The organism is Streptomyces sp. NPDC018031 (assembly GCF_044327625.1).
GTDB lineage: Bacteria > Actinomycetota > Actinomycetes > Streptomycetales > Streptomycetaceae > Streptomyces.
Genome location: NZ_JBIRFT010000015.1, coordinates 49,096 through 75,865 on the forward strand (window position 1 = coordinate 49,096; position 26,770 = coordinate 75,865).

The window sequence follows — 26,770 nt, forward strand, 5'->3', positions numbered from 1 at the left end:
CAGCCGAACCGTCGCCCCCGGGGACGGAAACGGGCCGGCATCCGGAACGGGTGGCCGGCGAGGACCCGAAGACACCGGACGACCGTGGGCGTGGCCGCCGCCGGGTGCGGCGCGGAAGGAGGTTGACCGCCGCCGGCGTCCTGCTGCTCACGGCCGGCGGGGCCGTGGCCGCCACCCTCGGGCTGCGCGGCGGCGACTCCGGAGGCGAGACCGCCGGCACGCTGCCGCCCGGCACCGCCAAGGTGACCCGGGAGACCCTCACCGACTCCCGGAGTGCGGACGGCCGCCTCGGATACGGTCCGTCCAGGTCCGTGACCGGCAGGGTGCCGGGCACGCTCACCTGGCTGCCGGACGCCGGCCGGGAGATCACCCGCGGCAGGGCGCTGTACGAGGTGGACGACCGCCCGGTGGTGCTGATGTACGGCTCGATGCCCGCCTACCGCCCGATGCGGACGGGTACCGAGGGGCCCGATGTCGAGCAGCTGGAGGAGAACCTCGGCGCGCTGGGCTACACCGGCTTCACCGTCGACGAGACGTACACCGACGCCACCGCCGACGCGGTCCGGCAATGGCAGGAGGACCGGGGGCTGCAGCAGACCGGCACGGTCGAGCTGGGCCGGGTGGTGTTCGCATCGGGCGCGGTACGCGTCGACAGCCTGGACGCCTCCGAAGGGGATGCCACCGGAGGCGGCACCGGGGGCGGTGACGGCGTGCTGGCCGTCACCGGTACCGCCAAGGCGGTCACCGTGGAACTCGATACCGCCGACCAGCGGCTGGTGAAGGAGGGGGCGCGGGCCGGCATCACGCTCCCCGACGGCCAGGAGATCACCGGCCGGGTCGACAGCGTCACCACGGTGATCGAGGGCGGTGGCCGCGAGGGCGAGGAGGCGACGACCAAGGTGGAGGTGATCGTCGCGATGGAAGGGCGGAAGGCACAGCGGGCGGCGGACGACTACGCACTCGCCTCGGTGGATGTCTCCTTCACCGCGGGCGAGCGCGAGAACGTGCTCACCGTGCCGGTCGCCGCCCTGGTGGCGCTCGAGGAAGGCGGCTTCGGCGTGGAGGTCGTCAGGGGTTCCACGGCGCGCTACGTGCCCGTCACCACGGGCCTGTTCACCGACGGCCGGGTGGAGATCAGCGGCAGGGGCATCGCCGAGGGGACGACCGTGGGGATGCCGAAGTGATCACTCTGACGGACGTCACCAAGGAGTACGCGGGCGGGGTCACCGCCCTGGCCGGGGTGTCGCTGACCCTCGCCCGCGGCGAACTGACCGCCATCGTGGGGCCGTCCGGCTCCGGGAAGTCGACCATGCTCAACATGCTGGGCACGCTGGACCGCCCCACCTCGGGCCTGGTGCACATCGACGGGCATGACGTCGGCGCGCTCTCCGAGGACCAGCTCTCCGCGCTGCGTGCCCGCCATATCGGATTCGTCTTCCAGCAGTTCCACCTCGCCGCCGGCACCTCGGCGCTGGACAACGTGGCCGACGGGCTGCTGTACACCGGGCTGCGGCAGCGCGAGCGGCGCGAACGCGCCGCCCGGGCGCTGCTGCGGGTCGGGCTGGGCCACCGGGTGCACCACGAGCCGCACGAACTCTCCGGAGGTGAACGGCAGCGGGTGGCCATCGCCCGCGCGGTCGTGGGCCGGCCGGCCCTCCTCCTCGCCGACGAGCCGACCGGTGCCCTCGACTCCGGCTCCGGGGCGGGGGTCATGCGGCTGCTGCGCGAACTGCACGCCGCCGGCACCACGGTGGTGGTCATCACCCACGACCGGGAGATCGCCGCGTCCCTTCCCCGGCAGGTGCGCATGCGCGACGGGAGGGTGGTCACCGACTCCGCGCCGGGGGTGCCGGGTGCGCCGGGCGTGGCATCCGGGCCGGCCCGGAGCCGGCCGGCCGTATCCGCCCCGGCGTCCTCGACCCTTCCCACCACGGCGGAGGCGGGCCCGTGACCGGCACCGAAGCACCGCACTCCGGCGCGCGGCGCTCCGCCGAACCGGGCTCGGACACACCGGGTCGCGATGTGCCGGGCTCCGACACACGGCGTGCACGGCTCTCCCGTGCACCGCGCTCCGCCGGCTCGCGCGACGTCGTCCTGCGCCCGGCCCGTATGCGGCCCCGCGACGTGGTCAAGGTGGGGGCGGTCGGCCTGCGCACCCGCCCGCTGCGTGCCTTCCTCTCCGCGCTCGGGATCGCCATCGGCATCGCTGCGATGGCCGGGGTGGTCGGCATCTCGTCCTCCTCCCGGGCCGACCTGGACCGCACCCTGGCCTCGCTCGGCACCAACCTGCTCACCGTCTCCGCGGGCCAGACCATGACCGGTGAGGAGGCCCGGCTCCCGCTGTCGGCGGAAGCGATGGTCGACCGGATCAACCCGGTGACGGCGGTCTCCGCCACCGGGCGTCTGAAGGACGCCAAGGTGTACCGCACGGACCGGATCCCCGAGGCGGAGACCGGCGGCATCGGCACGTACGCCGCCCGCGTCGACCTGTACTCCACCATCGGCGGCCGGCTCAGCAGCGGCACCTGGCTCAACGCGGCCACCGGCCGTTATCCGGCCACCGTGCTGGGAGCCACCGCTGCCGAGCGGCTCGGTGTCAGCCGTGCGGGACCCGACACCAAGGTGCTGATCGGGGGGCGCTGGTTCACCGTGGTGGGCATCCTCCGGCCGGCCCCGCTCGCCTCCGAGCTGGACACCGCGGCGCTGGTCGGCTGGGGCGCCGCCCGGTCGGAGCTCGGCTTCGACGGGCACCCCACCACCATCTACACCCGTGCCACCGACGCGCGGGTGGAGTCGGTGCAGGCGGTCCTGGGCGCCACGGCCAACCCGGAGGCGCCCAACGAGGTGCAGGTGTCCCGGCCCTCGGACGCTCTCGCCGCCAAGCAGGCCGCCGGGGAGGCGTTCACCGGCCTGCTCCTGGGCCTGGGCGCCGTCGCCCTGCTCGTCGGCGGCGTGGGGGTGGCCAACACCATGGTCATCTCGGTCCTGGAGCGCCGCTCGGAAATCGGGCTGCGCCGCTCGCTGGGCGCCACCCGCGGCCAGATCCGCACGCAGTTCCTCTCCGAGTCGCTGCTGCTGTCCGGCCTCGGCGGGGTGGGCGGAGCGCTGCTGGGCGCCGTGGTGACCGGCGGCTACGCGATGTACCAGGGCTGGCCGACGGTCATCCCGCCGTGGGCGGTGGCCGGTGGCGTCGCCGCGACCTTCGCCATCGGCGGCCTGGCCGGCCTCTACCCGGCCGTCCGCGCCTCCCGGCTCTCCCCCACCGAGGCGCTGGCGGCCCCCTAGGTCCTCCGCTGCGGCGATGACCGCCACGGTGCCGCACGGCAGTACGCCGTGCGGCACTCCCCACGGGCATCAACATCATGTTGACAACATGATGTTGATGCCCTGGAATGGGCACATGGCCAGCACCGAGCGGGACAACGCCGCCGATCTCGACCGGGCCCGTCAGGTCCTGTACGACGCCGGCGCGGCAGAGCTGGAGCGCAGGCCGTGGCAGCCCCCGGGGTGTCCGGCCGCCGACGCCGAGCTCGTGCGCTACGCCGCCTGGGTTGCGCGTGAACCCGACGCCGGGCCCCAGGTGCTGGCGGCAGGCCTGCGGCTGCTGGCGTCGGCACGCTCCGAGCTCGAACAGATCGAGGCGGGACTGCTGTTCGCAGCGAGGGGAGCGGGGATGACGTGGCCGCAGATCGCGGGCGCGTTCGGCCTGGACTCGCCGCAGGCGGCCCAGCAGCGCCTGAACCGACTGCAGGCCCGCGTCACCGGCCCGATCGAGAAGGTCTGACCCGTGTTCGTCGCCCTGTCCGACGCATCCGCACGATGCGGAACCAAAGCCGCCAACCTCGCTCGTCTGCTGCGCGCAGGCTTCGCGGTGCCGGACGGTTTCGTGATCACCGACCCCTGTGCCCGCGGCTGGGAGCGCGAGCTTGCTCCTGCCCTGCGGGCGCTGGGCCGTGGGCCGTTCGCCGTGCGGTCCTCCGCACTGGGGGAAGACGGGTCAGCGGCGTCGTTCGCGGGCCAGCTGCACACCACCCTCAACGCCGCCAGCCCGACCGAGGTCGCCGAGGCGGTGCGCCGGGTTTCGGGCTCGGCCGGTAGCGGGCAGGCGGCTGCCTACGCAGCCCGGACCGGTCACCTGGCGTCGGAGCCGAGCGTGATCGTTCAGGTAATGGTCGCTGCCGAGGCCGCCGGGGTGGTGTTCACGCGGCATCCGGTCACCGGGGTCGACGAGGTGGTGATCGAGGCGACCGCGGGGCTGGGCGACAGGCTCGTGGCCGGCGTCGTCACACCGCAGCGCTGGATCCTCGATGGTGAGACGAGCTCCGGTCCTCACGGTGGTGGCGCCCTCACGGCCAGGCAGGCACACGATCTGGCTCAGGTCGCCCGGCGGATCGAGGATCTGTTCGGCTGCCCCCAGGACATCGAGTGGGCCGTCGCCGAAGGCCGGGTTTGGGTGCTGCAGGCCCGCCCCATCACCGCCGCCCCCCGAGCTGCGGCACGAACGGCGGCACCGGCCGGGCAGCTGCTGGTGGCCGGCACCGCGGCCAGCCCCGGCACCGCGTCCGGTCCAGCGCGGGTGATCACCGGCCCTGACCACTTCGACCGGTTCACGCCCGGCGGCGTGCTGGTCTGCCGCACCACCTCGCCGGTCTGGACGCCGCTGCTGGCGCACGCGGCCGCAGTGGTCACCGAGACCGGGGGCATGCTCGCTCACGCCGCGATCGTGGCCCGCGAGTTCGCCATCCCCGCCGTCCTCGCCGCCGAGGGCGCCATGACTGTACTCACCCATGGGCAGCCCGTGACCGTGGACGGCACCCACGGCACCGTCACCGCCGCAGACGAATGGACAGACCGATGACCCGGACCACCCCAGGCGACCTTCTGGTCCTGCACGCCACGCGCACACTCGGCCACGCCACCGCCGCACGCCTGGCCGAACGGGCCGGACTCTCCCAGGCCGAAACCGTCGAGCACCTGCTGGACGCGCAGTCCCGCGGGTGGGCAAACCACTCCAGCTTCGCCGGCGAGGGCGGATGGTCCCTGACCGAGGCCGGCACACGGTACGGAGAGCGGCTCCTGGCCGCCGAACTCGACAGCGCCGGCGCCCGTACCGCGGTGGAGGAGGTCTACCGGGACTTCCTGCCCACCAACGACCTGGTGGCCGCGGCCTGCACGGCCTGGCAGCTCACCGAGATGGCCATCGGCTCGCAGCCGGTCACCCTCACCGCTACGATCGACGCGCTCACGCAGCCCGCCCGCACGCTGGCCCAGCTGGAAACCCGCCTGACAGCCCACCTGCCCCGGTTCGCCGGATACCACCACCGCTTCACCGCCGCGTTGCACCTGGCAAGCATCGAACCGAAGTGGATCACGGGCACGGACCGGGACTCGTGCCACCGGGTCTGGTTCGAACTGCACGAGGACCTGATCGCTACACTGCAGCTGACCCGCTGATCAGACACGCGACCGAGAATGACCCGGCCGAGTGGGCGCATGCCGGGCCCGGCCCGTCATCGACGGACGACGCCCCAGATCGCCGCGTACAACAAGCGCCGCTGCCCGCCGATGGATCGGCACCGCCGCCACCGGCCCGTGCACGGCGGCGCCGGCCACCTTCGCCCCGACGAGCCGCAGGTGCTGGAGTAACGGGGCGCTTGGCGTTTCCGTGGTCGCCACCGCCCCTCCCCGCCACCGCAGCTCAGGAGTGGGTGAACGAACTCCGGATTCTCTCGCGGGCGGTGGCCCCGGTCCTAGGAGGCCGGCCGAGCCATCTCGTGGCGGCAGCAGGTGGCTGCCCGGGCTGGGCGGGCGGAGCCCTGCTGCCGACTGATGAGGTCGGCTGGGGCATGGTGGCGATTGCCCGGAACTGCTTGAGGCGGGCGAAGCACCGTTCGACCACGTTGCGGTCGCGGTAGACGGCCTTGTCGAAGGTGGGGGGCCTGCCGCCGAGGGCTCCGCGCCGTCGGCGGCCGGCCGTCTGGTCGCGGCGTTCGGGGACCGTGGTGGCGATGCCCCGACGTCGCAGCAGGTGGCGGATCGCCCGGCTGGAGGAGGCCTTGTCGTCTATAGCAGGCTGGGGAGGATCCTGGCGTTCCGGCCCCGCCGCGTGAACGGCGGGGCCGGACTCGTCCACGTGGTGCCGGGTGAACGGGTCGGGGAGACGGCCGGACCGGATGTGCCGGAGACCGGCCGGAGTCGGTTCCGGTGGGAGTGTGCCCGCGCCCCTGATCGCCTGCCGGGCCGCACGCCACCTCGCCGCCATGCTCGTCCGGACCCGGCGTTGCCGAGGAGACGGAGCCCGGGGGGCCGGGTCCGCCCGGCCCCCGGTCCTGCCTAGTCCATCGCCGGTTCCGGCAGCGCCGCCGCAGCCAGGTACCGGGCCGCGTCGATCGCGTCGGACTCCTCCGTGAAGCGGCCGAAGCTCAGGCGGATGCTGCCCTTGATGTGCTCCGGCGGCAGTCCGATCGCCCGGAGTACGTGCGACGGCTCCTGCGCGGAGCTGTTGCAGGCCGAGCCCGTCGAGATGGCGAGGTCGACGAGGCGCAGCAGCAGTTCCTGCGCGTCGACCCCCTCCAGGGACAGGTTCAGCGCGTGGGGCAGGAAGCCCGGGCCGGTGCCGCTGTTCAGCCGGAAGGGCGCCTTCGAGCCGGCCGCCAGCTCGGCCAGGAAGGTGTCGCGGAGCCTCTCCAGGCGGCGCGCCTCCTGCTCCCGCACCTCCTCGACCCGGGTGACCGCCGCGCCGAGGCCGATGATGGCAGCCGTGTTGAGCGTGCCCGCCCGCAGGCCGCGCTCCTGGCCGCCGCCGTGCACGAGCGGTGCCAGCGGTGCCATGTCGGTGAGTTCGTTGGAGATGTAGAGGGCGCCGATGCCCTTGGGTCCGTAGATCTTGTGCCCGGAGAGTGTCAGCAGGTCGATGCCGAGTTCGGTCACGTCCACGGCGAGCGACCCGACCCCCTGCGTCGCGTCGCAGTGCAGCGGGACGCCCGCCCGCCGGGTCACCCGGCCGATCTCCGCGATCGGCTGGATGGTGCCGATCTCGTTGTTGGCCAGCATCACGGAGACCAGCACGGTGTCGTCTCGCAGGGTGCCGGCTACCTGCTCCGCAGTGACCCGCCCCTGCGCGTCCACGGGCAGGACGGTCACCGAGTAGCCCGCTTCGCGGAGGTACGCGCAGGTGTCGAGCACCGATTTGTGTTCGATCGCCGTGGTCACGATATGGCCGCCCGGACATCGTCCGGCTAATCCCTTGATCGCTATGTTGTTCGCCTCCGTGGCCCCGGAGGTGAAGTAGATCTCGCTGCGTGCCCCTCCGACGAACCGGGCGACCGCGCTCCGGGCCCGCTCCACCTCGCGGAAGGCGCGGACTCCCGCGGCGTGCGGGCTGGCGGGGTTGGCGAAGTACTGCGTATGGGCGGTTTGCATGGCTGCCATGACCGCGGGATCCATGGGTGTGGTGGCCTGATGGTCGAGATAGATGGTGCGCATGGAAGGGTCCCCTGTTTCGATCGTTCTGCTTGCGGTCTCAGAAATCGCGTGCGGTCAAGGCCATCTCGACCACGTTGGTGCACGACGGGTCTGCGAAGACGAGAATGATCTCGTCGGTGGGCGCTGCGTGGTTCCGCAGGTATATCTCGGCGCCCTTGGTGACCTTCTCCTTGTCCGCGAACGAGTTGATGTCGATGACGTAGGCGCGTGCGCAGTCGGAGTACTGGCGCAGCCGGGCGAAGTACCTGCCGAAGTATTCGTTGACTATCAACGGGCAGCGCGGCACCACGTAGTTGTCCTTGACCACACCGGCGAGGACCTTCTCGTACTGGCGGGAGCGGTAGTAGATGTCGTCACCGTCCCGGACGAACCTCGGCTCCACGGAGGGGTCCTTGAGCCACTCCTTCATCGACCGGGCCGCCCGGTTGCGCAGGGTCCGTTCGCGGGTGACGGTGAAGGTGACCCCGGCGGTGGCGGCGGCGTCGGTGAGCGGGGTGAGGTCGAACGCCTCCGGTGCCGCCGGCGCCGTGTCAACCGAGCAGGTTTCGGCGCCGCAGGCCATCCCGAGGTCGTTGTGGATGACGTCGAAGAGCACCTTGTTGCCGCGATGGCGGTAGCGGATGGACGCGCCCAGCACGTGGGCGAGAGCGAAGGAGTTGCGGGAGAAGTCCCCGATGCCTCCGGCGGTCTCGAAGTAGCCTCCGGCGATGAGCGTCGCGGAGCGCTGCGCACGGCTGATGTGGTCAAGAACCGGGCCTGTGCGGTCGTCGTCGGCGACGCGCGCGGTTCGCTCGGGCAGGTGGGTGGACGGCATGGGACAACCCTTCTTCTGCGAGTGTTCGATGAGGTGCCGATGAGTCGTCCGGGGTGCGGCGGCTCTCTCCTGGAGGCTTCTTCGGTTCTGGTGGTGCGGGGCCGGGCGCCCCGGCCCGGCTCCCCAGTTCGCGGCGACGGCGGCCACCACCACGCACAGCACCGCCGCCCATTGCGGGACGGAGAGCGCCTCGCCCAGCACGACAAGGCCCACCAGTACCGCGATCACCGGCTCCAGCGTGCTGAGCACGGCGAACACCCGGGGCGGCATCCGGCGCAGCGCGACGAACTCCAGCGAGAACGGCACCGCCGTGGACAGTACGGCGACCGCGAACGCCACGGCCAGGACCCCGGGTTCGAGCAGCACGCCCGCCGGTGGCAGCCCGAGGGCGAAGGAGCCCGGCAGCGCCACGACGGATGCCACCGCCATGCCCGTCGCCAGCCCGGCACCACCTGACGTGGCCCGGCTGACCGCCGACCCCAGCAGGATGTACCCGGTCAGCGCCACACCGGTGAGGAGGGCCGCGAGCACTCCGACGGGGTCGCCCCCCGCGTGACTGCCGCCCAGGACGACCAGTCCGGTGCCGGCGAGCAGGACCCAGAGCACGTCCAGTGCCCTGCGGGAACCGATGAGGGCGAAGAGCAGCGGCCCGGTGTACTCCAGCGTGACCACGACACCGAGTGAGAGCCGCGAGGTCGCTTCGTAGAAGGACAGCTGCATCACCGCGAGCACCGCCCCGTACGGCAGCAGCAGCCGCCAGTGGGAGCGCAGGAGGCGCGGCGCCGGGCGGAAGAAGAGGCAGAGCAGCGCGGCCGCGATCAGCAGGCGCAGCAGCGTCGCGCCGGCCGGGCCGGTGCGTTCGAAGAGCTGCTTCGCGAAGGCCGAGCCGAACTGGAGACTCACCATTCCGGCGAGCAGCATGAACGGCGCCGGAACGAGCCCTGACAAACCGGTCGGGCTGGCCCTGGCCTCACGTAACGCCCTGGCTCCCGGTAAGGACTTCCTGGCTGTGGCGACCTCGGTCATGAACCACTTGCTCCGTCGGTGGTGGCGGACGGGACTGCTCGCGCCCTACGAGGGTGGCCGCGGGCCGGGCGCATACTACGGTGGCCGGGAGCCGGGCGAAGTCGAGGCAGTCCTCCCGGCGTCGGGGAGGGTGCCGGCACAGGTGGCGACGACGAACGTCCCGGCGCCGGTCCCCCGGACGACGTCGGCGGCTTCGTCAGGCGGCGGAGGCGGTTCCCCGGACGGGACCGACGGGGCCGTGGAACCGCCCGCCGGGACCGGTCCCCGGCCTCGGCTGACACCTCCGCCTCGCGGGAGACCGCATGACGGTGGCGCTCTTCTCGACACTGCACGGCTCAGCCCCCGTTTTCCCCACCGGTAACGCGTACCTGGCCACCGGCTGCGTCCCCCGGTCATCCCGGGCCTCCGCCTCCGGAGCGGCCACCGGAACCAGCGCCCCGACTACCGGCCCCACTCGTAGCCGGCCGGGTTTTCCCCGAAGCCGGCACATGGCACGTCTCATTGGACTGCCCACTCCTTTCATCAACCACGTGTTCGAACCACGGTGTACAAGAAGCCACAGCTCGCCACGTCCGACCCAACCGAAGTCGGCCGAGATCCTCCGCGCCAATGACCGGATCTATCCCGCAATAACCAATGAAGTGCCAACTTCAACTATTTTCGATCGCGCGGGAAGGCCCCTGTCCGAGGGAGCCCAGTGAAGGAGAGAGCCGAAACCGCTCAGAGGTTGTGCCACGGGGCACGGCACGGTGACACCGGACCGTCCGGCCCACGCGCAGCGGCTAGGACCATGCCCGGCAGGTGAGGGTGGCCAGGCGTCGAGGGTGGGTTTCCGAGCCGGAAAGGGGCTCGTCCCGGGCACCGGCGCACCGACGCCAACGGCAGCGGCGAACGGAAGGGGCCGCTGATGCGCGAGCGCGGAGGGCGCGGCGCCGGGGCGGGCCGGTAGCCGGTCGGCGTAGATCAGGAGGGGGGCGCCTCCGGCGTCCGGTGGCGCGCACCCCAGCCGCGACGGCCGCCCCTCGTGCCTCGGAAGATCACGACCTCGTGTGTCCACGGCCCGTCTTCCGGGCCGGGCCGCCTTCCGTCCGGTTGCGAAGCGGTGCCGCCGGGCTCGTCCCATGGCCCGCCGGAAGAATGCCGGGATCGGTGGGCGCTTCGGCCCTGGCTGTGCGGTACCGGCGCCGCTCGGAGTAGTCCACGGCCGGCTCCGCTTCGGTGCCGTCGGCGGTCACCGGTGATCCCCGGGCTGCCGGGGCCCACAGCACAGCCGCGTCCCCGCCCCGCCCGAATCCCCGGTAGCGGGGCGGGCGCCGGCGAGGACGCGGATCGGCTGCCGAGGGCGCGACCGAGCTCGGCCCGGCCGTCCGCCCTCGTCTGCCCTGGTGAGGGCGGAGCGGTCAGCGCTTGAAGCCGTCCTTGGACTTCTCCTTGGCGGCCCGGGCCTTGCCCCGGGTCTCCAGGGCGGCGCCCTTGGCCGCCGTCGTCTCGTGGTTCATCGCATGCGCCGCCTTGCGCACCACCTTGCCCAGCAGCTGCTCGCCTGTGGCCTTGGCCTTCTCTCCGGCGCTCATATCGATCCTTTCGTAGGGACTCATCCGTGCGCCTGCCCGCGGGCCGGGCCGGGAAACCGGTACGGCGGACCACCGGTCGGCGGTCCGAGCCCGAGGCCGCCGGTCGCCGGGCGTCCGCCCGGCCGGCTTCCGAGGGGCTCCCGCCGCACGGATCCGCGCCGACCGCACCTCTCCGCGAGCGCCGTGACCTGCACTTCGAGGGCAGGTCACGGCACTGTGGCCGACGAACCCGCTGTCGGCCAGGGCGAAGCTGCGGCCGGGCAGCACAGCAGCGTGTCGGGGGGCGCGTCACTCCAGCGGTCGCCCACGGCCGCGGGCCTGACCACGCCGACCCGCTTCAGGACTCCACGGGCGGGGCTTCGGTCGACGCTCGCTCCGCGGACCCGGCTCGGTACCGCCCGGGGCTGGTCCCGAACTCCCGGCTGAAGGCGTGCGAGAGGGCGTACGGGGTGCCGTAGCCGACCTGGCGGGCGATGGTGGCCAGAGGGTCCGGGGTGTCGCGGAGGAGGGTGGCGGCGAGGGTCAGCCGCCACCAGGTGAGGTACGCCATCGGCGGGCGGCCCACCAGGGTGCTGAACCGGCGGGCCAGGGTGGGACGGGAGACGCCCACCTCGGCGGCCAGGCGGCCGGTGGTCCACGGGGCGGACGGGTCGGAGTGCAGCACCCGAAGGGCGGCGGCCGCCACCGGGTCGCCCAGCACCGCCGACCAGGCTCCGGCCTCGCCCTGGGCCATCCAGGAACGGAGCACGTAGACGAAGAAGAGGTCAAGCAGGCCGGGGACCGCGATACCGGAGCCGGGCCGCTGTCCACCCAGTTCGCGGCCGAGCAGTTCGATGACAGCGCGGAGTTCAGGGTGGCTGCCCACCCGGTTCGGCAGGTGGACGACCGCGGGCAGTTCCGCCATGAGCGGGTGCAGACGGCTGCGGTCGAGCCGGTACTTGCCGCACAGCATCTCCACCTCCCCCGAGGCGGTCGATGGCGGTCGCGGTCCCCTCCCGTCCACCCAGTGCTCGAACGGCACCGCCCGCTCCACGCCCAGCGTGTCGAGGGGAGAGTCGGCGATCACATGTCCCGTGCCGTGAGGCAGCAGCACCGCGTCACCCGAGCCCAGCGAGACCGGAGCGCCGCCGTCGGGCAGCAGCCAGCACCCGCCCTCCAGCACGACGTGGAAGCCCGCGCCGCCATAGGGGGCGAGCCGGGTGGACCAACTCCCGCTCACCCGGACGCGATCGGAGGAGGGCCGCCCGAGGCGCACCGTCGAGATCGCGTCGCTCACCACGTCCATCGAGGCAGAGTATCAATGGGCTCAGAAGTGAGAGCGATGCGTATGCGAATGAGCCTGATGAGCATTGAGAAGCTCATGCGTCCTTTCTAGGGTCGATGACATGAAGAGCGAGAACGTGCAGCGCATCGTGCTGGGTGATGTCGAGGTCATCAGGGTCACCGAGTGGCAGGGGGCGTTCGCACCCGCCCGCGGCCTCGTCCCGGAATCGTCCGCCGAGGTGTGGAAGGACAACGAGGAATGGCTCGCACCGGACCACTGGGAGCCGGACGGCGACACGGCGGTGGTCGCGCTGCAGAGCTGGGTCCTGCGCAGCGGCGGACGGACGGTCCTGATCGACACCGGGGTGGGCAACGGGCGAGAGCGGCCGAGTTCGCCGCACTTCCACCACTGGCAGGGTGACTTCCTCGGCCTACTGGCGCGGGCCGGCGTCCGCCCGCAGGATGTCGACGTGGTGGTCAACACCCATGTCCACGGCGATCACGTCGGCTGGAACACCATGGACGCCGAGGGGGAATGGGTGCCGACGTTTCCCCATGCCCAGTACCTCATCCCGGCGGCCGACGACTTCCACTTCGGCCCGGACAACGCGTACGGCAACGGCCTGCGCGAGGAGGACCGGCTGATCCACGAGGACAGCATCGCGCCGATCCACCGTGCCGGCCAGGCCGTGCTGTGGGACGGCTTCCACCGCATCGACCGGCACCTCACCCTGGAGTCCGCGCCGGGCCACACCCCCGGCTCGTCCGTGCTCCGGCTCGCGTCCGGTAGCGACCGGGCGGTGTTCGTCGGGGATCTGCTGCACAGTCCGGTGCAGATTCTCCACCCTTCCTGCAACAGCTGCTTCTGCCTCGATCCGGAGCGAGCGGTGACCAGCCGCCGCCGGATCCTCGAAAGGGCCGCCGCCGAACGGGAGCTGGTCGTCCCGGCGCACTTCGGTGGGTCGGGCGCCGTGGAGGTCCGGCAGGAGGGTCCTGGATTCGCTCTCGGGCGGTGGGCGGCCCACGGAACCCAGTAGAGTCCGGTTGCCGGCGGCGGACGGCCCTCCGCGCGGCTGAACTGCTCCCGCTGAGCATCGTCATGCAGCAGACTCATCCCCACGGCCTTCATGCTGATCCGGTTCAAGGGCCGGCACCGCTATGTGCGCCTGGCGGACCCGCCATCGCCGAGATGATCGAAGCCCTTGCCGCCCGGGCACCGCAGCAGCTCGTCCCGGTCCGCTCGCTCGTTGCCGCCCGCCAGCACCGTGCCGTGGCCTTCGCCCGCATCTGCTACGACCATCTCGGCGGCTCCTTGTCCGTGGCGATCACCGACGCGATGACCGAACAGGGATTCCTGGACTGGGAGTTCGGCCCGGTCCTTACTCCCCCGGGCGCCGCATGGCTCACGGACACGGGCATCACCCAGCAAACGGCACCACACGTACGCACGTGCCTGGACTGGACGGAGCGGCGTTCGCATCTGGCGGGCGCGGTCGCCGCGGCCGTATTCCACCATGCGGTTCAGGAGTCCTGGCTCGTGCCGGCCGACGGCTCCCGCGTCGTGCGGCTGACGGACCAGGGGCGCGACGCCTTCCGACGGCACCTGGGCCTGGCTGACGAGGCACTCACAGCTCGCTGAGCTTGTTCCTCATGTCCGACGATCGCCCGTCCGGGCCATCGTCTTCGGGGCCTCGTTCGAAGCCGGAGGATGAAGAACAAGCTCAGGAAGACACTCCGTAGCGGGTGGCGATCGCGGCGGCGCGGTCGCGCAGGGAGTCGCGCAACCACTGCGGGGCCAGGGCCTCCGCGCTCGTGGCGAGCTGCCACAGTGCCCATTCGGCGTGCCTCCGGTCCTGGAAGGTCACCTCCAGCCGCAGCCAGCCGTCCGCGTCGGCCTCTTCGGCGCGGACGGCCAGCGCGGTGCCCACCAGGTCCTCCCGCCGTGCCGGGTCCAGTCGTACCAGCACGGCGACCTGGTCGCCGCCGGTCCGGAACCGGGTGCTGCGCTCCTGCCAGGCCCGGTCCAGATCGACCCGGTCCGGCCGCTGGGCCGGTTCGTCGAGTTCCTCCGCGGCCGACACCCGGGACAGCCGGTAGGTGCGGTCCGCGCCGGACCTGCTGGCCAGCAAGTAGCCCTGGTCGCGCACGGTGACCAGGCCGATCGGGTCCACCGTGCGCCACTTCGCGGTCTGGTCCACAGCCGCGTAGCGGATGCGCAGCTTGTGTCCGGCGAGCACCGCGCGCCGGATCTCGGCCATCACGGCGTCGGGCACCTCCTCGGCGACCACGCGGCGCGCCAGGAGGTCGGTCTCCGGGTCGATGAGCAGTCGCTGCGCCGCTCCGGCAGCGGTGGTCCGATAACCCTCGGGCAGCGCGTCGACCACCTTGAGCATGGCCGAAGCGAGCGCCGAGCCGAGACCGAATGCCTGTGCGCCGCGCCGCGATCCGGCGACCAGCAGGGCCAGGGCCTCGTCGTGGTTCAGTCCGGTGAGTTCGGTCCGGAAACCGGGCAGCAACGCGAATCCGCCGTGCCGACCGCGTTCGGCGTAGACCGGGACGCCGGCTGCGGACAGCGCCTCGATGTCGCGCAGCACGGTGCGGGTGGACACCTCCAGCTCGCGGGCAAGCACGGTCGCGGACAGCCGCCCGTGCTGCCGCAGCAGCAGGACCAGCGATACCAACCGATCGGCGCGCATACGACAACCCTACGGGAATACATGACACAGGATGTCGTGATGCGTTGCGAGGCTTTACCCGCACCACACAGACCCATCGCACGTGAGAGGTGACCCGCATGGCACACGCCATTGTCAATCCGGATGGTTTGCACGACCCGGTCCCGTTCGGCTACAGCCACACCGCCACCGTTCCCGCAGGTTCGGAACTGGTGCTCGTCGCGGGTCAGTACGGTTCGGGCCCGGACGGCGCCGTCGTCTCGACCGACTTCACCGAGCAGGTGAAGCAGACGTTCCACAACATCGGCGTCGCTCTCGCCGCCCATGGGCTCGACCTCGGCCACGTCGTCCAGCTCAGGACCTATGTCGTGAACCATGACGTCAGCAAGCTGGGGCCGATCGCCGGGGCCGTGCAGGAGTGCTGGGGCACCGAACCGCCCACGCAGACCCTCATCGGTGTCGCGAGCCTGGCTGCGCCGGACGTGCTGTTCGAAGTCGAGGCCCTCGCCGTCCGGCCCTGACGCGCCGCCGTCCGCCCCCGGGCCGTCCGGCACGGCCCGGGTGGCGGTTCGGATCAGTCGACGATGCGGACCAGGGACCGCGCGACCACCATGATGCCTCGTCCGATCAGCTGGAACAGGCCCAGCTCCCCGGCGAGTTCGCCGGCATCTGCGGCGGCGTCCACCCGGTCCTCCTCCGACCGGCATCGGGCGCAAGCGCGGGGCCACCGGCGCTTGTGGCCACCACACTTTCGGCATCTCGCCACGGGCACACCATCCTTCTCGTCCCGCAGGCGCGGCGCGCCTGCCGGCACCAGTATGTGTCGTCTCGGCCCGCACGCGTTTCCGGTGGCGGGAGGGCCGGCCGTCGCCCGGTCGCCGGGGCTGGGGCTGGGCCCGGAGGCGCGGGTGCCCTGGTGGTCCGTCGGCCCGACGCGGCCCTGCCGCCTCCGCTGTCACCGGCTCCGCGTACGGTCTGCGCATGGTTGACAGGAGATCCGCACTGCCATCGATGGACGACTTCGCGACCTGGGAGCCCGTACTGAGGCTCATGGTGGCCGGCCACGCGGAGCGAGGCTCTGCCCGGCCCATCCATGTGGCGGGGCGCGTCGGTCGGCACGGCTGGAGTCTGCCCCTGCCGGGACGCATGTCGTCGACGGAGCGGGCCGCGGTGGAGGCCATACGGAAGGCGCTCGCCCGTGGCGGAGCCACGGAGATCGCGTTCAGCGCGGAGGTCCGGCCGTGCGGCCGGACCACGCTCGGCCTGGTCCGGCCCGGCCCGGCGGTGGAGGGCGCCATCGGCCACCCGGGGCTGGGGGTGCTCGTCCTGGTCGAGGGTTCCCTCGCCGAGCCGTGGCGCCGCCTTCCCGAGCGGTACCTCGGGTCCGTTCCGGCTCCTTCCGCGGACCTGGAGTCGCTGGAGCGGACGTTGCGCGAGCGGCTGCCCGACGCCGTCGGCGCGACGGAGGAGGAGATCGCCGCCGTCGAAGCGCGCCTCGGTGTCGCGCTGCCCGACGAGGTCAAGGTGCTTTACCGGGTGACACGGGCGCGATGGGAGGACTGGGGCGAGGACTACGGGGCGGCGGCTCGTGTCGGTTCCGCGGTCGGTTGTGAGCTTTTCGGCCTGGACGACCTGCACAGCATCGACGCGGGGGCCCGTCACCCCGGCTGGGCTCAGGCGTCGACGGAGGCAGCCGGCACTCCGCCCGGGGCCGCGGTGCAGGGCCTGGCCGGTTCGCCCGGCTGGATCGCCTTCGGGACCAACGGCGGCGACACGTTCGCGGTCGATCTGACCCCCGGCCCGTCCGGACACACCGGGCAGGTCATCCTGGTCGACCACGAACAGAGCTTCGGCGCCGAACTCGTCGCCGATTCCCTCACCGACTTCGTCCTGGACCGAAGGAAGGCGGAAGGCGGTGGCCGCCGGGATCGGCCGCCGGTCGTGGCCCGGGTCGGCAGCGAAGGCCTGCGGACCGTCGAGGCCGCCGCCCACCCCGCCCTGGAAGTCCTGGCCGTCGACGCCTCGGACGGTGCGCCGTTCAGCCTGGCCCCGGTCACCGGGCTGCCCCGCCTGCGCACGCTCACCGCCTTCCCCGGCGCGCTGGTCGATCCCCTGGAGGTCGCCGGCCTTTCGGGACTGGAGTTCCTGGAACTCGGCGCACGGGAATGGCGTGTCCTCCTGGACGCCGGATCCGTCCCGCGCACCCTGAAGGCCGCGGCCATCAGGGTGCACGACCGAAACCATCTGCACACCGTGTCGATCGCCAACGAGATTCTGGCTCTCTGGGACCGGCCGCAGATCGTGCAGACGCTCCTCGAAGGAGACCTCGGCCCCGCGGTATGACCGGCGAGCCGCCACACGCGAGAACCTCCCGTTACCGTTTCAATAGAATATTCGACCAACGTTGACAGGCCGACACACGGCGAGGAGATTGAGAGGAGGTGCTGAACAGGATTGGGAAAAGGGAAACAGTCATGACAGCCACCGTAAGCTTCATCCGCTTCACCTGCGAGGAAACCGAAGACAGCGGAAGTGACGAGATATACCTGTCGTACAACGGCGAGGGCATCTGGTTCGGAACGGGGCTCGACGAGGGCGAATACCGCGACATCAACCGGACCCGGCAGGTCAACGGCGAGGGAGCGGTCGTCATGTTGGAGTCCGACTACCCCGACAGCGATGACTACCTCGGCAGGGTCGTCGTCCGTGAGTCGGACAAAGGGCAGGGGACGAAGACCGGGATATTCAACCTGGACGATGCCCACTACACGCTGTACTACGAAGTGTCATAGGTGCGGCGGCCGAGTTCTCTCCCGTGAACAGGCAGCATGGTTCAGGTCGTCGCTGAATTCCGACCGAGTGCACCGGCGGTGCGCGGACACCGTGTCAGTGCGTTATCCGGACCGGTGATCCCGCACCGCCGGCCGTTCCGCCGTATGGCCACACGGCGCCCGCCGACGGCGGGTTCATGCCGTTCGCGGCCGCCCGCGAACGACCGCCCCGCCGGGCACGCCGCCGCGGCCGCCGGAACGCATGCCGCCGCGGCCGCCGGAACGCATGGCGACACTCGCCCGCTGCGGGCTCCCTGACCGGTCACCGCGGCAGAGGCCCGTCCCCTGTGCCATGTCCGTGGACCTGGGGCGCCGGGGAGCCCGGACCGGTGAGGGCGAGTGTCGCGTCGAGAAGCACGGAGGTCAGGGCGGGGAGCCGGTCGGGGGATTCGGACAGCAGGAAGAGCCAGGCGAACACGGGGCCGACCAGCAGGGCGTTGAGGGCAGCCGGGTCGGGGCGGGTGGCGAGTTCACCGCGTGCGGTCGCACGGTCCAGGATCTCCCCGAGGGTCCGACGCTGGGCTCCCAGGTACTTCTCGTCGAACCGGTCGCGCAGCGCGGGGTCGGCGTGGATGTCGGCGAGCAGGCCGGGGACCGTCCCCGGCGGCGGAGCGGCCATGCCGTCCGCGACCTCGGAGAGCACGGCGGCCAGGTCGGCGCGGAGCGATCCGCGGTCGGGCGCCACGGCCAGGAACCGATCCGGCAGGAGCACGTCGAAGATCATCTCTTGTTTCGTCGCATGGCGGCGGTAGATCGCCGCCTTGCCCACGCCGGCTAGCGCGGCCACCTCGGCCATCGTGACCCGCGCGTACCCCACCTCGGTCAGCAACTGCCGGACGGCGGAGGCGATGGCGTCGTCGACGCGGCTGTCCCGAGGGCGGCCCCCCTGGCTGCGAGCTTGCTTTCGAGCAGACATGAGCGCATCATACGGAACCAGCAGTATCGAAACCAGCGGTTCCAGAACTGGCGGTTCCGCGTCTCCGGTACGGCCGCCACCTGCCATGCCGCCCGGGCTGCCGGCGTGCACGCCGACGGCGCCGGACTCCGCCGCGACCATCGACGCCCCGACGATCGGCGACACCATCGCCGTGCCCCGGCCCGACCGGCAGGGCACACCGGCTCGGAAGGAATGACCGATGCGCATCCCGAAAGCCGCCCACCACGCCCAGCCGTGGCGGATCCACGAGTTCACCCACGACTTCCGCATCGAGGACGTGTGGTCCTTCCGGGCGCCCGGCGCCGGGCCCCGCGACTTCCCCGTGATGCTCAAAGCGCTCAAGACGGCTTACGACAGCCGAAAGGAACCGGCCGCCGTCAGGTTCCTGTTCGCGGTGCGCTGGAAGCTCGGCGCCCTGCTCGGCTGGGACACCCCCCGAGCGGGCCTGGGCGGACGAGTCGCCTCGCTGCGCGACCGTCTCCCCCTCGACCTGGCCCGGACCGCGAACGACGCCGCCCCCTGCACCGACCCGTTCTCCGAGGTGTACCAGCTGGACGACGAAGCGGCCCGCGAACTGGGCAACGGAACCGTCCACACCATCATGCACCTGGGCTGGGTGCCGACCGGCGACGGCGGATACGAACTGCGCATGGCGGCGCTGGTCAAACCCAACGGACTGTTCGGACGGCTCTACATGGCCGGCATCCTTCCGTTCCGCTACCTCGTCATCTACCCGGCACTGACCCGTCAGTGGGAACGCGCCTGGCTCGACCACGGCCGCCCGAACCGGCACGCGGCACAGGCCATGTGCGGAGGAACCCCCGGCCCGGGCGCGCGTCCGGACCAACGCTGAGACGACACCTGACGCGCGAGCGGCCCTTTCGTCGCCCGGACATGCGGGTGACCTCTGTCATCACCGGGCCCCTTCGGTGGCCGTGCACCGGCCTTCCTCGTGCTTGCTTCATCGGTAGGGGGCTTCCCCGGACGGGTGACCGGCGGGGCGGGCGAGGCAACCGGGGAGGAACCCGGACAACCGGCTCCCCGCCCCTCCCGCGGAGCCTGCCCCTTGACACCACGGCGCCTGTTATGGCTGGTCAGGGCGGTGTAAAGGGCTTTCTGACCCTCGTTCATAGTGGGCCCCATGGACTATGAATATGACGTGGTGGTGGCCGGAGGCGGCCCGGTCGGACTGATGCTGGCATGTGAGCTCCGACTCGGAGGCGCGCGGGTGGCCGTCCTGGAGCGCCGCACCGAAGTGGACCCGACGATCAAGGGCGGGGCGATCACCACGCCCAGCGCCGAGGCGCTCTACCGCCGGGGCATGCTGCCCGCGCTGGCCGAGGTGCAGCGGCGGGCTATGGACCGGTTCCGTGCCTTCATGCGCGAGCGGGACGGCGGGGACGGAGGCGTGACCGCCGGCCAGGGGCTCGGGTACGTGGGGCACTTCGCGGGGATCATGCTCCGCGCCGACCTGGTGGACCGTACGGAGCCGGGCCTCGGCGACGCCGGACCCGCCGCCGAGATCAGCCTCGTGGCACAGCAGGACATCGAACGGCTGCTCGGCGGGCGGGCGGACGAACTCGGCGTCGACGTGCGCCGGGGCGTCGAGGTGACCGGCTTCGCCGCGGACGACGGGGCCGTCACCGTGCGGACCAGCGGTGGGGACATACGCGCCGGCTGGCTCGTGGGCTGCGACGGCGGCCGCAGCACGGTCCGCAAACTCGGGGGGTTCGAATTCCCCGGTACGGACCCGGAGATCACCTGTCACCAGGCGATCGTGGAGATGACCGGTACCGGGGACCTGAAGGTCGGCTGGACCACCACGGACACCGGGATCTACGCCCACGGGCCGATGCCGGGCCGCATCGTCACCGTGGAGTTCGACGGCCCGCCGGCCGACCGGAACGCGCCGGTCACCGCCGAGGACCTCCAGGCCCGGCTACGCCGCGTATCCGGCGTGGACGTCACGATCACCGAGGTCAAGACCGCGACCCGCTTCACCGACCACGCCCGCCAGGTCACCGAGTACCGCAAGGGCCGGGTGCTGCTGGCGGGCGACGCGGCGCACGTGCACTCCGCGTTCGGGAGCCAGGGACTGAGCCTGGGAATCGGGGACGCGATGAACCTGGGCTGGAAGCTCGCCGCGGTGATCGGCGGCCGGGCGCCGGAAGGGCTGCTGGACACGTACACCTCCGAGCGGCACCCGGTCGGCGCGGGGATCCTGGCCTGGACCCGGTCCCAGGTCGCGGCCATGCGCCCGGACCCGCAGTCCCGGGCCCTGCGCGAGATCGTCAGCGACCTGGCGGGGACGGTCGTGGGCACCACCTACCTCACCGCGCGGCTCAACGGTGCCGGGGTGCGGTACGAGCTGCCGGGCCATCACCCGCTGACCGGGCGCAGCGCCCCGGACCTCGAACTCGCCGACGGCAGCCGCCTCGCGGACCACCTCCACGGCGGCCGGGCGCTGCTGATCGACCTCACCGACGACCCGGGCCTCCGGGCCGTCGCCGCGGGATACGCCGACCGCGTCGGCACCCTGACGGCCGGCTGCCCCTCCCGCCCGGAACTGGCTGCGGTGCTGATCCGTCCGGACGGTTTCACAGCCTGGGCGGCCGACACCGAGGCGCAGGCATCGACGTCGACGGCCGGGCTGGCGGAGGCGCTGGAGCAGTGGTTCGGGGTGCCGGAGCTCGCGGTGACGCCGGGCTGACCCACCGCTTCCCGGGGGCGGGGTGCGTGCACCGTGCCCCCGGCGCGTGGCGTTCGCGGCCCTCGGCGTCGGCCCGGCGGGCCGGAGACCGCGGAGCGCCCGGACCGGCCACCGCGTGACGCTGGGGCTCGCGCGGCCCGTGGGCGGCGTGGGCCCCGCCGGGGCCCGGGTCGGTCATGGCCGATCCCCCGGGCCCCGGCGGGCGACCGGCCGGGACGGGGCGGCGCCCGGCAAGAGGCCGGCTCCGTCGTCGTTCCGGGCGAGGACCCGCGCGGAGAGGGCCGGCACATCCCTGAAGGCCGGGACGCGGCCCGGGTACGCGCAGTCCTCGCGGGCGGGGCCGACGGCGGACGGCCGTCCGGCCGACGGTGACGACAGCGGCGATGGGCCCGGGGGCGCGAGGCCGCGCGGGGCGGACGGTGCCGGGTCGCGGTACCGCCGCCGCCCCGGTACCGCCGCCGCCAGGCGGTCCCGGGCGCCCGGCGGTCCCGCCCGGGAGCCGCGCGACGGTGCGGTCCCAGGTCCGGTCGGCCGTGACGGCTACGCCCACCGGGCGGAATCCCAGGCCCTACGGGCCCGCTCCGGTGGCCGTGGGCTCGCGGCCGGTCCACGGTGGTCCCGCAACCATCGGACGACCACGGACGGGGTACCGGGATGTCTGAGCCGAACCGGGCAGTGAAACGGCGCAGCCTGCTGGCGGCCGGCGGTGCGCTGGCCGCCACCGTGGCCGCCACGGAGCAGTCCGCCGCCCTCACCACCGGCGGTGCGCCGCGGACGGACTCGGTGGGCGGCGACGACGCCGGCCGGGCGAGGATCGACGTCCACCACCACTTCACCGCCCCCGAGTGGGTGGACTGGGCAGAGCGGGAGGGCCTGGTACGGCGGCGGGACCTGCCCTGGTGGGCACGCTGGGACCTGGACTCCACCCTCGCGCTGATGGACCGGGCGGGGATCGCCACCGCCGTCCTCAACCCCACCATGCAGGACCGCTACCGCTCCGCGGCACAGGCGAAGGAAGGGCTCACCATCGTCTTCAGGTCACTGGCCCACCTGATGACCGCCCACCCCGGCCGGTTCGCCTTCTTCGGCCCCGCCGTGCTCGACCATCCCGGCCTCACCGGGTGGGCGCTCGGCCGCGCCTTCGATCTGGGCGCCGTCGGTGTGAGCGTCAAGGCCAACTACGACGGCGTCTATCTCGGCGACCCCTCCTACGACCGGGTCCTGGCCGAACTCGACGACCGTGCCGCGGTACTCGCCACCCACCCGCTCGACCTGCCGGGCGGGCCACCAGGGGTGCCCACCGTCCCGGGAATCCCCAACTTCATGTGCGACTTCCTGCTGGACACCACGCGCGCCGCGGTGAACATGATCCGCACCAGGACCCTCGACCGCTACCCGCGCCTGTCGGTGATCCTTCCGCACGCCGGCGGGTTCCTCCCGCACATCGCCACCCGGCTGGAGGCGTTCGGCGACTTCTGCACCCCGCCCCTCGACGCCTCCCTGGTCCGGGAGCACCTGCACCGCTTCCACTACGACACGGCCGGCCCTCTGGCACCGGCAGCCACCCTCGTCGCGACCGCGGGGGCCGACCGGATCCTTTTCGGCACCGACTGGCCGGCTGCCTCGGCCGAGATCATCACCGGCATCACCGTGCCCGCCGTCGACACCGACCACGCCTTCACCCACCACCAGCGCCGCGGCATCAACCGCGACAACGCCCTCCGTCTCATGCCCGGTCTCGGCCACACCCCGTCCGCCCGGAAACGACATCACCGGGCCGACCCACCGCCCCAGCCCGCCCGCCGCCCCGCGGTCTGACCGGCGGCCATGTCGAAACAGCCGCTCGCGGCGGCGCGGCCCGAAGGCACACCAGCCCCCAGGGGCATCTCCCGGTGCGGTACGCCCTCGCGGCCCGCGGCCGGCGACGGCGTCCGCCAGGGGCGCAGCCTCCGTTGTCTGTAGTGTGCGGAGATGACAAGAAGCGAGCGACTCGCGGACCAACTGGACCGGCACTGGCACAAGAACCTGCGGCCGCGGCTGCACGGTCTGGCCGACGAGGAGTACTTCTGGGAGCCGGTGCGCGGCTGCTGGAGCATCCGCCCACGTGGCACGACGGCCGCACCGATATCGGCAGGTTCGGGGGAATGGACGATGGACGCCGCGTCGCCTGACCCGGTGCCGGCGCCGGTGACCACGATTGCCTGGCGGCTGGCTCACATCATCGTCTCCTGCCTGGGTTATCGGGTCGGATGGCACTTCGGCGGCCAGGACGTCGACTCCCGGACCTTCGCCTACGCGGGGACCGCTGACGAGGCGCTACGGCAGCTCGATGACATGTACGGGAGATGGAACGCGGGGGTCCGCGAGCTCTCGGACGCCGACCTGGAGAATCCGCCCACGGTGGGTCCCGAGCGGTTTCCCATGGAGGGCATCGTCCTGCACGTCAACAGGGAGCTGATCCATCACGGCGCCGAGATTTCCCTGCTGCGCGACCTCTACCGCTGGCAGGACGGAGCCGTACCGCGCCGAACATGACCTCCGGACCACCGGCGATCGAGAGCTTCCCGTACGTCGTCACGACCCCGGCAGCCACACCACGCTGATCCGTGGTGAGGTGGACGGTGCCGTTCCCCGCACCGCGGCGCACCCCGCCCCGCCGTGATGCGGTGTGAGTGCTCCGGTGCGGTTTCGCGATCGATCCGGGTCGGTTCGTCGGCTACCACGCGTCGTATCCTTCGCCCGTGGAACTGCGCTTCGAGACACGCCGATCCGACTCGCCGTGGGTCGGCACCGTGTGGACCTGCACGAGCGGGCAGGTCACGGCGATGACGTCGGTCGCGGGGGTGCACTGGGGCCTGGTGTTCTGGGAACAGGACGGCCGGGCGTACGCGGGCATCACCGGTCCCGAGACGCGGACCGGCACGGTGCCGGTACCGGAGGGCGCGGCCTTCACGGGGATCGAGTTCGCTCTGGGCACCTCGTTGCGGGCCGTGCCGACGCCTTCGTTGGTCGACGGCGGGGTCGAGCTCCCGGATACCGAGCGCCGGACGTTCCGACTGGACGGCACCCGCTGGGAGACACCCGGCCCGGACGACGCCGAGGCCCTGGTCGAGCGTCTGGTCCGGGCCGGGATCGTGGTCCGTGACCCGCTCGTCGCCGAGGTACTGCGGAGTCATCAGAGCCCGGCTGTCTCAGGGCGCACGGTGGAGCGCCGGTTCCGCGCCGCGACCGGTCTGACGCGGGGCGCCGTCCGGCAGATCGAGCGGGCCCGCACGGCGGCGGAGCTGCTGGCGGCCGGCAACCCGGCCGCCGATGTCGTCGCCAAACTCGACTACTTCGACGAGCCGCACCTGGCCCGGGCGTTGCGCAGTTATGTCGGACGCACCGCCGGGCAGCTGCGCGAGCGCACCGGCGGCGCGATCGCCCTCGCCCTGGATCAGCGCTTGACGTCGTAGACCAGCTTCTGGATCCCGTTCGAGTAGGTTTCCGACTCCCGCAGCCTCAGCATCTGCTTGTCGCGATCGGCCCGGCCGAACAGGCTCTTCCCGGCGCCGAGCAGCACGGGGAAGACCAGCAGGTTGTACTGGTCGATCAGGCCCGCGTCGGACAGCCGCCCGGCCAGCTCCGCGCTTCCGTGGATGTAGATCGCACCGCCCTCGCCCTCCTTGAGCGCGGCGACGTCCTCGGTCGAGCGCAGGATGGTCGTCGGCCCCCACCCGTCGACGAGGGCGTCGTCGGACAGCGTGGTCGACACGACGTACTTGGGCAGTTCCTTGTAGTCGGCGTGGTCCTGCGAACCGGGCCAGACCGACGCGAACGCCTCGTAGCTGCGGCGGCCGAACATGAGCGCCGTCGTGTCGGCGAGCTCCTCGCTCTTCAGCGACCATGCCTCCGGGACGAATTCGAGGTCCTTGACCACCCAGCCGCCGCTGCGGTGCCCCTCCTCCGGCCCGCCGGGCGAGTCCACGACGCCGTCGAGCGACATGAAACCGGTGTAGACCAGCTTACGCATGGTGCTGTCTCCTCATGATCGGGCGAGCTGCTGGGTTCAGCCTAGATCGCGGCCGCGGGGGCGTCTTGGACGGAAACGACAGCGGGTGCGGGCGCGTCCCGGAGCGGCGCCGCGGTCGGCCTTGGCGGGCTCGCCGCCCGGCCCGATGCCGAGTTCGGCCGCCGGACGGCTCCCCTCGACCCTCACCTCCTGCCGGCAGGTGTCGGCCCGCCGGCCGTCAGGTCGACGGGCGGGGCCCGGCCGGTTGCCGGGCGGCGGGCCCGACCGGACCGGCGCCGCTCCCCGCCCCGCAACCCCTTCAGGCCGTCGACCGGCGGCACCACGGACCCGGTCGCCCAGGCCGGGGGCGACCGGCTTCAGCCCGAGGCCGGACCGAAGCCGGACTGGTCAACCGTGCCGGGCCCGCGCAACTCACCGCGCGTGGCCGCTCCTTCGCCACATGTGGTGTGAGGCAGCGTCACGGAGCGCTCGAAGTGAAGCAGCGCCCGGAGATCGAGGGCCAGGCAGCGAAGCACGCGTCGGCGCGTCACTGCTCTTCGAGGGACGCCTGCCGGGCAAGGAACTCCTCGAACGCCGCTTTCTGCTTCGGATCCATGAAGCCCTGGCGGACGTTGCGCGCCTTTTCCTCAAGCCAGTGCGCCTCCTCGGGGTTCAGTAGCTCGGCGACCACCACGCCGTCGCGTGCGACCGCGGTGCGCCCTCCCACGCGACGGCGAAAGAGCGTGAACGGGCCGAATTCCGCCGGGTGGGCCAGTTCCGGCTGCTCCACCCCAGCCCCGTTCTCGTCCCCGGCACCACTCGTCGGCCAGGCGGTGGGGGCCCAGTGCTCCCAGAGCGCCAGCGTGGCCGCGGGCACCATCACCGCGCGTTCCGCCGGTTCACCGCCCTCCCACAGGAAGGTGACAGTGACGGGCTCGCCGACCGCCTCGGCCAACCCGAGCACCCTCTCCACCTCATCGTTGATCGGGTAACCCACCACTACATCGATCTCAATGCCCATGGTGCACGAGGCTACTGACCGCGTCCGGCACGGCAGCCCGGAGACCCTGAGGCCGGTCGCGGCCCGCCGGTACGGGTCACCGAGGTCACCGAGGACCGGCGGGGCAGGGCCTTGACGATCTCCCCCTCGACCAGGATGACCAGACAACCGCACCCGCCGACGCAGTATTCGACCTCGCCTTCGGAAGTGCGGTGGTGCGACTGCGCCGTCCACCATCGCCTCTCCTCCGCAGTCGGCTCCTGGCAAACGGGGCAGCGGTCCTCGTCGGACGGTGTGACCGTGGACGGTGAAGTCATGTCGCCAGCCTGCGGTCACCGCCTAAGGCACTTCAACCATTACATCGGTCGCCGGTCGTCTCGACTCGCTCCCCGGGCCGGTGCGCGGGTGCACGGCTCGGGCGGGGCCGGCGCAGCCACCGCGTCGAAGGGGAGGCTCCCTGCCCC

At 72.3% G+C, this 26,770-nt stretch carries 24 protein-coding genes and 1 pseudogene; 16 read left to right on the forward strand and 9 right to left on the reverse strand.

Annotated elements, in window-relative coordinates; genetic code table 11:
• The first annotated feature begins 122 nt into the window (after positions 1-122).
• The 6 genes from ACH4B3_RS26750 to ACH4B3_RS26775 all read left to right on the forward strand — a co-directional run bounded on the left by ACH4B3_RS26750 (position 123) and on the right by ACH4B3_RS26775 (position 5,454).
• A complete protein-coding gene (locus ACH4B3_RS26750) occupies positions 123-1,184 on the forward strand; it encodes a peptidoglycan-binding protein (protein ID WP_398466895.1) in 1,062 nt (353 codons plus the stop codon).
• A complete protein-coding gene (locus tag ACH4B3_RS26755) occupies positions 1,181-1,951 on the forward strand; it encodes an ABC transporter ATP-binding protein (RefSeq protein ID WP_398466897.1) in 771 nt (256 codons plus the stop codon). The genes ACH4B3_RS26750 and ACH4B3_RS26755 overlap by 4 nt, the downstream gene beginning before the upstream one ends.
• 158 nt (positions 1,952-2,109) lie before the next feature.
• Positions 2,110-3,285 (forward strand): ABC transporter permease, encoded by a 1,176-nt coding sequence (locus ACH4B3_RS26760; RefSeq protein ID WP_398466899.1) that lies wholly within the window; start codon positions 2,110-2,112, stop codon positions 3,283-3,285.
• A gap of 97 nt (positions 3,286-3,382) precedes the next feature.
• On the forward strand, positions 3,383-3,784 hold the full coding sequence (locus ACH4B3_RS26765; protein ID WP_398466901.1) for a DNA-binding protein: 402 nt from the start codon (positions 3,383-3,385) through the stop codon (positions 3,782-3,784).
• 3 nt (positions 3,785-3,787) lie between these two features.
• Positions 3,788-4,858, forward strand: a complete 1,071-nt coding sequence (locus tag ACH4B3_RS26770; RefSeq protein ID WP_398466903.1) for a PEP/pyruvate-binding domain-containing protein — start codon at positions 3,788-3,790, stop codon at positions 4,856-4,858.
• The gene (locus tag ACH4B3_RS26775; RefSeq protein WP_398466905.1) at positions 4,855-5,454 is read left to right on the forward strand and encodes a transcriptional regulator; all 600 of its coding nucleotides are present in this window, start codon (positions 4,855-4,857) and stop codon (positions 5,452-5,454) included. The genes ACH4B3_RS26770 and ACH4B3_RS26775 overlap by 4 nt, the downstream gene beginning before the upstream one ends.
• 394 nt (positions 5,455-5,848) lie before the next feature.
• Here the strand turns inward: ACH4B3_RS26775 and ACH4B3_RS26780 are convergent.
• The 5 genes and pseudogenes from ACH4B3_RS26780 to ACH4B3_RS26800 all read right to left on the reverse strand — a co-directional run.
• Positions 5,849-6,064, reverse strand: a pseudogene (locus ACH4B3_RS26780) (IS5/IS1182 family transposase); the annotation flags it as partial.
• 269 nt (positions 6,065-6,333) lie between these two features.
• The gene (locus ACH4B3_RS26785) at positions 6,334-7,485 is read right to left on the reverse strand and encodes a cysteine desulfurase family protein (RefSeq protein WP_398466907.1); all 1,152 of its coding nucleotides are present in this window, start codon (positions 7,483-7,485) and stop codon (positions 6,334-6,336) included.
• A 37-nt stretch (positions 7,486-7,522) separates the two neighbouring features.
• Entirely contained in the window at positions 7,523-9,247 is a 1,725-nt protein-coding gene (locus tag ACH4B3_RS26790; protein ID WP_398466909.1) for an EamA family transporter, read from the reverse strand.
• A 1,478-nt stretch (positions 9,248-10,725) separates the two neighbouring features.
• Entirely contained in the window at positions 10,726-10,899 is a 174-nt protein-coding gene (locus tag ACH4B3_RS26795; RefSeq protein ID WP_398466910.1) for a hypothetical protein, read from the reverse strand.
• Between the two features lie 337 nt (positions 10,900-11,236).
• Positions 11,237-12,184, reverse strand: a complete 948-nt coding sequence (locus ACH4B3_RS26800) for an AraC family transcriptional regulator (RefSeq protein WP_398466912.1) — start codon at positions 12,182-12,184, stop codon at positions 11,237-11,239.
• Between the two features lie 100 nt (positions 12,185-12,284).
• Here ACH4B3_RS26800 and ACH4B3_RS26805 point away from each other — a divergent pair, with 100 nt between their 5' ends.
• Positions 12,285-13,199 (forward strand): MBL fold metallo-hydrolase, encoded by a 915-nt coding sequence (locus tag ACH4B3_RS26805; RefSeq protein WP_398466914.1) that lies wholly within the window; start codon positions 12,285-12,287, stop codon positions 13,197-13,199.
• Positions 13,200-13,351: 152 nt separating this feature from the next.
• Positions 13,352-13,801, forward strand: coding sequence for a hypothetical protein (locus tag ACH4B3_RS26810; protein WP_398466916.1), 450 nt, complete (start codon positions 13,352-13,354; stop codon positions 13,799-13,801).
• Between the two features lie 82 nt (positions 13,802-13,883).
• Here ACH4B3_RS26810 and ACH4B3_RS26815 read toward each other — a convergent pair whose 3' ends face one another.
• On the reverse strand, positions 13,884-14,858 hold the full coding sequence (locus tag ACH4B3_RS26815; protein WP_398466918.1) for a helix-turn-helix transcriptional regulator: 975 nt from the start codon (positions 14,856-14,858) through the stop codon (positions 13,884-13,886).
• 98 nt (positions 14,859-14,956) lie between these two features.
• On the opposite strand from ACH4B3_RS26815, the gene ACH4B3_RS26820 reads away from it, so the two are divergent.
• The 3 genes from ACH4B3_RS26820 to ACH4B3_RS26830 all read left to right on the forward strand — a co-directional run bounded on the left by ACH4B3_RS26820 (position 14,957) and on the right by ACH4B3_RS26830 (position 17,629).
• On the forward strand, positions 14,957-15,358 hold the full coding sequence (locus ACH4B3_RS26820) for a RidA family protein (protein WP_398466920.1): 402 nt from the start codon (positions 14,957-14,959) through the stop codon (positions 15,356-15,358).
• Positions 15,359-15,818: 460 nt separating this feature from the next.
• Positions 15,819-17,180, forward strand: a complete 1,362-nt coding sequence (locus ACH4B3_RS26825; protein WP_398466922.1) for an SMI1/KNR4 family protein — start codon at positions 15,819-15,821, stop codon at positions 17,178-17,180.
• A gap of 98 nt (positions 17,181-17,278) precedes the next feature.
• Positions 17,279-17,629, forward strand: coding sequence for a hypothetical protein (locus ACH4B3_RS26830; RefSeq protein ID WP_398466924.1), 351 nt, complete (start codon positions 17,279-17,281; stop codon positions 17,627-17,629).
• Positions 17,630-17,930: 301 nt separating this feature from the next.
• Here the strand turns inward: ACH4B3_RS26830 and ACH4B3_RS26835 are convergent, their stop codons facing one another.
• Positions 17,931-18,584 (reverse strand): TetR/AcrR family transcriptional regulator, encoded by a 654-nt coding sequence (locus ACH4B3_RS26835; RefSeq protein WP_398466926.1) that lies wholly within the window; start codon positions 18,582-18,584, stop codon positions 17,931-17,933.
• 220 nt (positions 18,585-18,804) lie between these two features.
• Here ACH4B3_RS26835 and ACH4B3_RS26840 point away from each other — a divergent pair, with 220 nt between their 5' ends.
• The 5 genes from ACH4B3_RS26840 (at position 18,805) to ACH4B3_RS26860 (ending at position 24,770) form a co-directional block, all read left to right on the forward strand.
• Entirely contained in the window at positions 18,805-19,458 is a 654-nt protein-coding gene (locus ACH4B3_RS26840) for a DUF2867 domain-containing protein (protein WP_398466928.1), read from the forward strand.
• Positions 19,459-19,746: 288 nt separating this feature from the next.
• The gene (locus ACH4B3_RS26845) at positions 19,747-21,315 is read left to right on the forward strand and encodes an FAD-dependent oxidoreductase (protein ID WP_398466930.1); all 1,569 of its coding nucleotides are present in this window, start codon (positions 19,747-19,749) and stop codon (positions 21,313-21,315) included.
• A gap of 654 nt (positions 21,316-21,969) precedes the next feature.
• Positions 21,970-23,133 (forward strand): amidohydrolase family protein, encoded by a 1,164-nt coding sequence (locus tag ACH4B3_RS26850; RefSeq protein ID WP_398466932.1) that lies wholly within the window; start codon positions 21,970-21,972, stop codon positions 23,131-23,133.
• Positions 23,134-23,286: 153 nt separating this feature from the next.
• On the forward strand, positions 23,287-23,850 hold the full coding sequence (locus tag ACH4B3_RS26855; RefSeq protein ID WP_398466934.1) for a DinB family protein: 564 nt from the start codon (positions 23,287-23,289) through the stop codon (positions 23,848-23,850).
• Positions 23,851-24,056: 206 nt separating this feature from the next.
• A complete protein-coding gene (locus ACH4B3_RS26860) occupies positions 24,057-24,770 on the forward strand; it encodes a helix-turn-helix domain-containing protein (RefSeq protein ID WP_398466935.1) in 714 nt (237 codons plus the stop codon).
• On the opposite strand, the gene ACH4B3_RS26865 is transcribed toward ACH4B3_RS26860, so the two are convergent.
• A complete protein-coding gene (locus tag ACH4B3_RS26865; protein WP_398466937.1) occupies positions 24,752-25,327 on the reverse strand; it encodes a dihydrofolate reductase family protein in 576 nt (191 codons plus the stop codon). The two genes, ACH4B3_RS26860 and ACH4B3_RS26865, sit on opposite strands and share 19 nt — an antisense overlap.
• Positions 25,328-25,853: 526 nt before the next feature.
• Complete coding sequence (locus ACH4B3_RS26870) at positions 25,854-26,327, reverse strand: hypothetical protein (RefSeq protein WP_398466939.1); 474 nt, start codon at positions 26,325-26,327, stop codon at positions 25,854-25,856.
• Positions 26,328-26,770 lie beyond the last annotated feature (443 nt).